Source organism: Mesorhizobium sp. P5_C1 (assembly GCF_054049815.1).
Window position 1 is genome coordinate 1 of record NZ_JBFULQ010000211.1, and the last position, 8,998, is coordinate 8,998.

General features: G+C 63.0%; 10 protein-coding genes. 6 read left to right on the forward strand and 4 right to left on the reverse strand.

All coding sequences use genetic code 11. The features are described from left to right. Positions 1–285: 285 nt before the first annotated feature. From ACXJ7R_RS17500 to ACXJ7R_RS17520, 5 genes are all read left to right on the forward strand, one after another. Positions 286–1,455 carry a cystathionine beta-lyase gene (locus tag ACXJ7R_RS17500; RefSeq protein WP_457152935.1) on the forward strand — a complete coding sequence of 390 codons (1,170 nt, stop codon included), beginning with the start codon at positions 286–288 and terminating at the stop codon, positions 1,453–1,455. 168 nt (positions 1,456–1,623) lie between these two features. Further along, complete coding sequence (locus tag ACXJ7R_RS17505) at positions 1,624–2,709, forward strand: HPP family protein (protein ID WP_457152936.1); 1,086 nt, start codon at positions 1,624–1,626, stop codon at positions 2,707–2,709. A gap of 101 nt (positions 2,710–2,810) precedes the next feature. Next, positions 2,811–3,485, forward strand: coding sequence for an RNA polymerase sigma factor (locus ACXJ7R_RS17510; protein ID WP_095086176.1), 675 nt, complete (start codon positions 2,811–2,813; stop codon positions 3,483–3,485). 105 nt (positions 3,486–3,590) lie between these two features. After that, positions 3,591–4,115, forward strand: a complete 525-nt coding sequence (locus ACXJ7R_RS17515) for a DUF4142 domain-containing protein (RefSeq protein ID WP_457152937.1) — start codon at positions 3,591–3,593, stop codon at positions 4,113–4,115. Between the two features lie 11 nt (positions 4,116–4,126). Further along, complete coding sequence (locus ACXJ7R_RS17520; protein ID WP_457152938.1) at positions 4,127–4,435, forward strand: cupredoxin domain-containing protein; 309 nt, start codon at positions 4,127–4,129, stop codon at positions 4,433–4,435. On the opposite strand, the gene ACXJ7R_RS17525 is transcribed toward ACXJ7R_RS17520, so the two are convergent. Further along, positions 4,381–5,277: a crotonase/enoyl-CoA hydratase family protein gene (locus tag ACXJ7R_RS17525; RefSeq protein ID WP_457152939.1), complete on the reverse strand. Its 897-nt coding sequence runs from the start codon at positions 5,275–5,277 to the stop codon at positions 4,381–4,383. The genes ACXJ7R_RS17520 and ACXJ7R_RS17525 overlap by 55 nt on opposite strands. Before the next feature lie 87 nt (positions 5,278–5,364). On the opposite strand from ACXJ7R_RS17525, the gene ACXJ7R_RS17530 reads away from it, so the two are divergent. Continuing rightward, entirely contained in the window at positions 5,365–5,952 is a 588-nt protein-coding gene (locus ACXJ7R_RS17530) for a TetR/AcrR family transcriptional regulator (protein WP_457152940.1), read from the forward strand. A gap of 95 nt (positions 5,953–6,047) precedes the next feature. On the opposite strand, the gene ACXJ7R_RS17535 is transcribed toward ACXJ7R_RS17530, so the two are convergent. The 3 genes from ACXJ7R_RS17535 to ACXJ7R_RS17545 all read right to left on the reverse strand — a co-directional run. Next, positions 6,048–7,274, reverse strand: coding sequence for an anion transporter (locus ACXJ7R_RS17535; protein ID WP_457152941.1), 1,227 nt, complete (start codon positions 7,272–7,274; stop codon positions 6,048–6,050). Positions 7,275–7,394: 120 nt separating this feature from the next. Continuing rightward, positions 7,395–8,408 (reverse strand): glycosyltransferase family 4 protein, encoded by a 1,014-nt coding sequence (locus ACXJ7R_RS17540; RefSeq protein ID WP_457152942.1) that lies wholly within the window; start codon positions 8,406–8,408, stop codon positions 7,395–7,397. 195 nt (positions 8,409–8,603) lie between these two features. Then, positions 8,604–8,998 (reverse strand): GGDEF domain-containing protein (locus tag ACXJ7R_RS17545; protein WP_457152943.1); only part of this gene is annotated, 395 nt, incomplete at its 5' end.

Here is an 8,998-nt window from a genome sequence, read left to right on the forward strand (position 1 = left end):
TGCCCGGATCGCAGGGGATCAGGAGGTCAACCGGGAAGGATCATCCGGCAGCATCTGATCGAGGCAGTCCGGGAAAATATTAGGAATCAATCATATATCTTTCCCGGCCGTCCTCAATAGCCGAACGGCCAAGAGCGCAATGCGTTCGGACCGGGCAAGACTGTGCGCCCCTTCACCAGACACGACTTGGTACATCCGAAGTCGGTTGCCTGGCGGGTGCAGGCCGGTTGCACGGCCAAAGCGGTCGCACTATGGCTAGCGCCTTGTCGAACAAGGCGAAGAAGAATGGCGAAAGACGGCGACCGACTGGGTATCAACACGCGGCTTACCCATTCGGGCAACAACCCGCATGACTATTTCGGTTTCGTCAATCCACCGGTGGTGCACGCCTCGACCGTTCTTTATCCCGACGCGGCGTCGATGGCTGCACGCAGCCAGAAATACACTTATGGCACGCGTGGCACGCCGACGACCGATGCCCTTGCCCACGCCATAGATGCACTGGAAGGGTCGGCCGGCACGATCGTGGTGCCATCGGGCCTTGCGGCGGTGACCGTGCCGCTGCTCGCCTTCGTCTCGGCGGGCGACCATCTGCTGATCGTCGATTCCGTCTATCACCCGACGCGCAACTTCGCCGACACCATGCTGAAGCGGCTGGGCGTCGAGGTCGAGTACTACGCCCCCGATGTCGGCGCCGGCATCGCGGCGTTGATCAAGCCCAACACCAAGGTGGTGTTCACGGAATCGCCAGCGTCCAACACCTTCGAGCTGCAGGACATCCCGGCGATCGTCAAGGCGGCGCATGCCGCAGGCGCCATCGTCATGATGGACAATACCTGGGCGACGCCGCTGTATTTCCGCCCGCTCGACCACGGCGTCGACATCTCGATCCACGCGGCGACGAAATATCCGGCAGGCCATTCCGACGTGCTGCTTGGCACGGTCTCGGCCAACGAAGGCTGCTGGAAGCATCTTTACGAAAGCTTCTGCACGCTTGGCTGCTGCGCCGGGCCCGACGATGTCTACCAAGTGCTGCGCGGCCTGCGCACCATGGGCGTGCGCCTCGAGCACCATCAGCGCAGCGCGCTCGCCATCGCCTCCTGGCTCGAGGGCCAGAAGGGCGTGGCGCGCGTGCTCCACCCTGCCCTTCCCAGCCATCCGGACCACGGCCTGTGGAAGCGCGACTTCTCCGGCTCGAGCGGCATCTTTTCCATCGTGCTTGCCGGCGGCGGCCAGAAGCAGCAGCACGCCTTTCTCGACGCGCTGCAGATCTTCGGCCTCGGCTATTCCTGGGGCGGCTATGAGAGCCTTGCGGTGCCGGTCTGGCTCGCCGACCGCGTTGTCGCAAAGGGCCCGTATGAAGGCCCGTTGATCCGCCTCCAAATCGGCCTCGAGGACGTCGACGACCTGAAGGCCGACATTATGCGCGGCCTGACCGCCGCGGCTTCTGCCTGAGCGATCGGGGCACCCGCCCAACTGATTCGGCAAATCTCGGAATTCTATTTCTCAAAGCCGTGCCTTTGCGGATCAATTTGGCTTTCAAATCCGACAATGCCGCGTCATTGCGGTGCGATCATCTGGTTTCGACTTCCCTCTGGCATACTGGCAGAGTTTCCGACTCCCATGGCCTTTCGCCTTTTTGTTCCGATTCTTGCCGGCGCGACGCTGCGCGAGCGCATCATCGCCTGCATCGGCGCGACGATCGGCATTGCACTGACCGGCGCGATCGGCGGTCTGGTGCTCGGCAACGGCCCGCACGTGCCGCTGCTGGTGGCGCCGATGGGAGCCTCGGCCGTGCTCCTGTTCGCGGTGCCGGCTAGCCCGTTGGCGCAGCCATGGTCAATCATCGGCGGCAACACGATATCGGCACTGGTCGGCGTGATCGTGGCGCATTTCATCCACGAAACCGCCCTTGCCACCGGCATCGCGGTGGCGCTTGCCATCGCCGCCATGTCGTTCACGCGCTGCCTGCATCCGCCGGGCGGGGCGGCTGCCCTGACGGCAGTGTTGGGAGGGCCTGCCGTCATCAGCGCCGGCTTCCTGTTTCCATTCGTGCCGGTGGCATTGAACTCGCTTCTGCTGGTGGCGCTGGGCTACGGCTTCCACAAGCTGGCCCGTCGCAATTACCCGCACGTGCCGATTCCCCTGACGAACAGCCATGGCACCGTCGATCCGCCGGCGCAGTTGCGCGTCGGCTTCCAGTCCGAAGACATCGATGCCGCGCTTGGCGCGCTCGACGAGACGTTCGATATCGATCGCAACGATCTCGACCGGCTGCTGCGGCAAGTCGAATTGCAGGCGATGGTGCGCGCGCACCAGAGCCTGCTGTGCGAGGACATCATGTCGCGCGATGTGATCTCGGTCGACGAACACACGCCTGCCGAGGCAGCGCGCCATTTGCTGCTTGACCACAACATCCGTACCTTGCCGGTTGTCAACGCAGAGGCAAGGCTGGCAGGCACCGTGGGATTGCGGGAACTGGCACTGGCCTCCGGCACGGTCGGATCCGTGATATCACCCGCAGCGACAGCCGCCGCCGGTTTCGCCGCCATGGGTCTGCTGCCCATACTCACCGACGGCCGCAGTCATGCGGTCATCGTCGTCGACGACGACAAGCGCGTTCTCGGGCTGATCACACAGACCGATCTGCTGGCGGCCACCGCGCGTCTGCAGGCTGCTGACAAGTCCGCGCCGGAAGCGGTACGGTAGCTACCGCCGGACCCGGCGAAAATGGCCGGGAACCTTTTGCCGGCAATGCCATCCAATCTCTCAATCGGGTTTCGGTCCGGGATTGGGTTGAGGAACTGGCCATGCCTGCTGTCTTGACGGCCATGCCTTCTGTCGCTTCAGGCGACATGCAGCTCGTGCGACGCGCCTTGGCGCGCGAGGGCGACGCTTTCCGCACCATCATCAAGATGCACAACCAGCGGCTCTACCGCATCGCCCGCGGCGTGGTGCGCAATGACAGCGAGGCCGAGGACATCGTGCAGGAGGCCTATGTCAGGGCCTTCGCCCATCTCGATGCGTTTCGCGGCGACGCCTCGCTTGCCACATGGTTGTCGCGCATCGTCATCAACGAGGCGCTCGGCCGACTGCGCAAAAGACGCAGGACGGTGGCAATGCCGGAAAATCCGCAAGCCGAGATCATCCGGTTCCCCCTCAACCCCAGCGACGATCCGGAACGGACGATGGCGCAACGGCAGATCCTCCAGCTGGTCGAACGGGCCACCGACAGCCTTCCGGATGTCTACCGGACTGTGTTCGTGGCGCGGGTGATCGAGGGGCTGAGCATTGAAGAGACCGCCGATCTCCTCGGCGTCCGGCCACAAACCGTCAAGACAAGGCTGCACCGCGCCCGCACCCTGGTACGCAAGGCACTGGACGACCAGATCGGGCCGGTGCTGCTCGATGCGTTCCCCTTCGCCGGCCGACGTTGCGAAAGGCTGACCAGCGCTGTGATGCGGCGGCTCGGCCTGGAAAGCTGACCTTTCGCCGATTCCTTGGGAACGTTTGCCGCTGCCCGGCATCCAATGACCGTCAACCGAGAAACACTGACCGGCGCGATTTCCGCTCCGGGCGAAGGAGATGCCATGCCTATCCGACACACCGCTGCCCTGGCCGCCATGCTGCTGCTTGGCACTGCCCCGTTCGCGCAAGCGGCCGACAAGCCGACCGACCCACAGATCGCCCACATCGCCTACACGGCCGGGGTCATCGACGTTGAAGCCGCCAAGCTGGCGATCGAGAAATCGAAGAACAAGGACGTCGTGGATTTCGCTAACGACATGGTGCGCGACCACGAAGCCGTGAACGTGCAGGCGCTCGACCTGGTCAAGAAGCTGAAGGTGACGCCGGAAGACAATGCCACCAGCCAGGCGCTGACCAAGGCGGCCGCCGAAGAGAGGGCCAAGCTTGCCAAACTCGAGGGTGCCGCCTTCGACAAGGCCTATGTCGACAACGAGGTCGCTTACCACAAGCAGGTCAACGGCGCTCTCGAAACGCTGCTCATCCCGTCGGCCAGCAATACCGAACTGAAGAGCCTGCTGGAGACCGGCCTGAAGATCTTCCAGGGCCATGAGCAGCACGCTGAACATGTCGCCGGCATGCTGAAGTAAGGACAGGCAGCATGTCGAAACGCCATCTGTGGATCGCGCTGACGCTGGCCATCGGCATCGTTCCGGCACAGGCTGAAACCATCCAGGTCACCATCGACAAGCTGGTGTTCTCGCCAGCCACTGTCGAGGCCAAGGTCGGAGACACGATCGAGTGGGTGAACATGGACGTGTTCGCCCACACGGCGACCGTCAAGGGCGGGTGGGAGGTGACGATCCCGCCGAAAAAGTCCGCGAGCCTCACCCTGCAGAAGGCAGAGACGGTCGATTATTTCTGCCGTTTCCACCCCAACATGAAAGGCCGCTTGGTGGTGGCGCCCTGATCCAGTGCCAACGAGGCCCGCCTGGCCTCGTCAGGCCGCGCGATGTGCGTCCATGAGCCGTCATAGCGGGGCTCGTGGCGCGTCAGCCAGGCATCCAGCCCTTCGCGCAGATCGGCGGTCGGAGCCAAGCGGGCAAACTGCTCGGCTTCGACCAGCAGGCCTTCCGCGACGCTCATGTCGAGGCCGCGCGCCACCGCTGTGAGGATGCCCGCGATCGCAAGATCGGAGTGCCGCAGGATACGCTTGGCGAGGCCAATTGCGGCCGGCATCAAATCGCCATGCGGCACMACCTGGTTGACGAGGCCAAGTTCAAGGGCGCGCTGCGGCGGAAACCAATCGCCGGTCAAAAGCAGTTCGAGCGCCCGCTTGCGCCCGGCGAGCCTGGGCAGGCGCTGCGTTCCGCCAAAGGTCGGCGGCATCGCAAGGCTGATTTCCGGCTTGGCGAACAGGGCCCGTTCGCTGGCGATGGCCAGCGGCACGGCCTCGGTGATTTCGCAGCCGCCGCCAAAGGCAATGCCGTTGACGGCGGCGATGACGGGTTTGCGGAATGCTTCCAGCCTTGCCGTCAGCCGCTGCCCGCGCATCACAAAGTCACGCATCGCGACATCGACGCCAAGCGCCACACTGGCCGAGAATTCGTGGATGTCGCCACCCGCCGAAAACGCCCGCTCCCCTGCTCCGGTAAGAATGACCGCCCGAACGCCGGCATCGACTTCAATGTCGTCGAGGACCGCGAGCAGGCGATCGACCAAGGCATAGTTCAACGCGTTGAGCTTCTCCGGCCGGTTGAGGGTGAGGATGGCAATCCCATCCCTGGTTTCGTTGAGGACAAGATCGGTCATTTGGCTTCCTTCTCCAGCGTACCCATGGCTGGGAAGGTTACGCCATTCGTCGCTTGTGTATATTCACTAGTCGGTATACATAAGCGAATGCCTGAAGCGCAAAGCCCCACCCGCAAACGCATTGTCGATGCCGCAACAAGACTGTTTTACGCGGAAGGAATCGGCCGCGTCAGCGTCGATGCCGTTGCCGAGGAAGCCGGGCTCACCAAGCGGACGCTTTATTATCACTTCAAGAGCAAGGACGACCTGATCGCCGCCTATCTCGATGGCCGCGACCAACCCAATCTGAAGCGGATGGCCGGCTGGTTCGATGCCGCCGAAGGCGGAGCGGATCGCAAGGTCGAGGCGATCTTCGCCAATCTGGCGAAGGCCGCCCACCATCCGAAATGGAAAGGATGCGGCTTCCTGCGCACGGCGGCGGAACTCGCCTCGATGCCTGGACATCCGGCGATCAAGGTCGGGTCGCGGCATAAGTCAAATTTTGAGACGTGGCTGGCCGGTGCGTTGTCCGTCCGGGGCGTCGAGGAGCCGCAAGCCTTGGCACGCGAGATCGTGCTGCTGATAGATGGCTGCTTTTCGATCATGCTGATCCACCGCAATCCCGATTACATCGAGGCAGCAGGCCGCGCCGCGGCGACGCTTGTCCGGGCTCGAATTGCAAGCGACCAGGTCTAAAGCGCGTCGCGTTTTAACGGATTCAGGCAACGCGCCTTAGGTCTTTGTTTTGATGCACGTTCTCCCAAAACCGGGCCACTTTTGGGCGACATGCATTAGAATCCAAACGCCAGCCATGCCGTGCCGACCACCAGCGTTATCAATGTCAGCGGCAAGCCGACCTTGAAGAAAGCGCCGAACGACAACTGCGTGCCGGCGGTCCTTGCCTGCTCGGCGACAATCAGGTTGGCGACCGAACCGAGCAGCGTGAAGTTGCCGGCTAGCGTCGAGCTCATGGCGACCACCAGCCAGGCACGTTCGGGATTTTCAAGGCCGGGTATGAAGGGCCGCAGCGCCAGCACGGCCGGGACATTGCTCATGATGTTGGAGAGCACCGCGGTGAAGCCGGACAGGCGCCAGACATCGTCCAGCCCAAGGTTCTTTGCCGAGGCGATCATGTCTGGCGTCAGCAGCGTCTTTTCCGCGCCGGCAACGACCACGAACAGACCGGCGAACATGAACAGCAGCGGCCCGTCGATCTCGCGGTAGATGCGTTCCGGTTTGATGGCACGGGTGAGCAAGAGGATGGCACCGCCAATGAGTGCCGCCTTGGCGACGGGCACGCCGGCGAAGAAGGCGATGGCCAATCCGATGCAGACCACCACCGCCTTCAGCACCTGTCCCTTGTGCATGCGGCCACGCGAGACTTCTGGGGTCAATTGGGCCGTGCGGGCGAATTCGGCCCTGTAGACGATGCGTATGATGACAATGACCGCGACCAGGCCAAACAGGGCGACCGGAGCAAGGGCCGCTGAGAAGGCAGGATAGGAAATGCCCGACAGCGCGCCGATCACCATGTTTTGCGGATTGCCGGTGATGGTGGCGACGCTGCCGCAATTCGACGCGGTGGCGGTGGCGATCAGATAGGGGATGGGGTTGCGCTTGATGACGCGGGTGACGTGGACCAYGATCGGCGCCATGACCAGGCAGATGGCATCGTTGACCAGGAAGGCCGACAGCACGCCGGTCAGCAGCGTCACCATGACCAGGAGCATGAAAGGCGCGTGTGCATGCTCGATGGCGACGGCGCCAAGACCGCGAAAGGCGCCGGAAACCTTCAGATGCGCCACCACGATCATCATGCCGAGCAGCAGCGTGATGGTGTCGAAATTGATCGCGCGGTAGGCATCTTCCATGCTCAGCGCGCCGACGGCGATCATCGCGGCCCCGCCGAGCAGCGCGATCCCTGCCCGGTCGAGGCGCAGGCCCGGGATGCGGCCAATGGCGACACCAGCGTAAGTCAGGATCAGGATCAGCAGTGCCGCCGCGCCCATCAATGTCATCGGTAAGAAGTCCCTGCTCAGTCTATGGCGCGCCGCTGCCCGTCCGCCCGATGGTTCGTTTGCATGCCAGCTTTAGCGCGATGCCGAGGGTGTCCGCAAAGCCCAGGGGACGATGTGCCGCTAATGCAGATAGAAATCCAGCCGCCGTCGAAGCGCCTGCGAAGAAAACAGCTGCTCAACGGTCCGCCGCGCCTCGCGACCCACCGTCGCCCGCAGCTCCGGATCGGCTTTGAGGTCGGCCAGGATCTGCCGCGCCTGTTGCGTCGTCTCGAACAGGAAACCGTTTTCGCCATGCCTGATATGGTCGGCATAGCCGCCATGCGAATGGCAGACCACAGGCAAACCACAGGCCATCGCTTCGAACACCACCCGGCCGAACGTCTCCACATGCGAGCCGGTGCGATAGTAGAACACGTCGAGCGTCGGCAGGAACTCTTCGGCCGCAAACCGGCCTTGCGGAAGGAGTTCGAGTTGTGGATGCGGTTTGAGCCTGTCCTTGAGCGGCATCCCGCCCTGAATCCGCAACGCGGCGCCATCCGCCAGCAACGCTTCGTAAAGCGGCACATCGTCCGCATGATGTTTGTCCGGGGTGTCGCGGCTCAATCGTCCCAGCGTGAACGGACGACCGGGCTTGACCGGTTTTGGTGAAAAACGTTCGATATCGATCGGCGACGGATGCACGACGCCATCGACCCGCAGCATGCGCTTTTGAAAATCGGAAATCAGCACCAGTTCGGCGTCGGGCCAGTTGAGCCTACGGGGCATACGCGTCGTCAGCGCGATGACCTTCGGGTGAAAGGTATTGAAGACATAGATCAGCCGGCGCGGTCGCGGAATCAGATAGGGCCACATTTTGTTGCGCCAATGCGTGCCGAGGAAGACGTAGGTACCGCCGTCCGGCACATTCCACCTTGGCAGCGAGATGCGCCGAATTGGAAATTGTCGCATCAACTCGCCGGACACCCTGGAGGACGTTGCCCACAGACGCACATCCGAGTCGGCGCTCAACAGCCGGTACAGTTCCAGGGTTTCGAGGTCACTGCCGCCAAAACGGTTCTGAAAGCCATTGAACAGATGAATCATAGTTGCCGCGCTGATCTTGCCTGAACCGTCCCGCCATTCGTTCGCCGGCATTGAGAAAGGCGGTGACTGGACCGGACCGGACGCTTGGAGAACTCAGGAAAGCAGTAACGTTTTCTAGCGCGATGTCAGCAAAGCGAAAGCACCGCCGCGCGACGCTTACTCAAATCAGCGTGCTGTGCCCGAGCTTTTTCGTGCCCAACCGTGACAGGACGCGACGGTTCAAGCTTGCGATGACCACGCTTGCTGTCAATGCACGATGGCGCCGCTGGGCACCAGGGAAGCCCCTGACGGATCGAAGCTGACTTGATCGCGCCCGTTCGATTTGGCCGCGTAAAGCCGCCTGTCGGCAGCCACGAAAATCTCTTCGAAGGTTGTCGGCCCGGTAAAGCTTGTGCCGCCGATGCTGACGGACAATGGGCATGGCCGCCCGCCCGGAGAGAAGTCCATCTCACGGATGCGCCGGCGAATGCTTTCGGCAACCACCCATGAATGCGAGGGATCGACGCCAGGCAGAAATACGCCGAACTCTTCGCCACCGATGCGGCCAACGATGTCGCCGCCGCGCAGCTGGCCTTTGATCGCCTGCGCGATCAGCTTGAGCGCCTGGTCTCCGCAGTCATGTCCGTGCCGGTCGTTGATCG

Bases quoted from the DNA above. Each gene is read 5' to 3' on its own strand.
- ACXJ7R_RS17500 (WP_457152935.1), top strand. From the start codon at position 286: ATGGCGAAAGACGGCGACCGACTGGGTATCAACACGCGGCTTACCCAT.
- ACXJ7R_RS17540 (WP_457152942.1), bottom strand. From the start codon at position 8,408: ATGCCGGCGAACGAATGGCGGGACGGTTCAGGCAAGATCAGCGCGGCA.
- ACXJ7R_RS17510 (WP_095086176.1), top strand. From the start codon at position 2,811: ATGCCTGCTGTCTTGACGGCCATGCCTTCTGTCGCTTCAGGCGACATG.
- ACXJ7R_RS17520 (WP_457152938.1), top strand. From the start codon at position 4,127: ATGTCGAAACGCCATCTGTGGATCGCGCTGACGCTGGCCATCGGCATC.
- ACXJ7R_RS17505 (WP_457152936.1), top strand. From the start codon at position 1,624: ATGGCCTTTCGCCTTTTTGTTCCGATTCTTGCCGGCGCGACGCTGCGC.
- ACXJ7R_RS17515 (WP_457152937.1), top strand. From the start codon at position 3,591: ATGCCTATCCGACACACCGCTGCCCTGGCCGCCATGCTGCTGCTTGGC.
- ACXJ7R_RS17530 (WP_457152940.1), top strand. From the start codon at position 5,365: ATGCCTGAAGCGCAAAGCCCCACCCGCAAACGCATTGTCGATGCCGCA.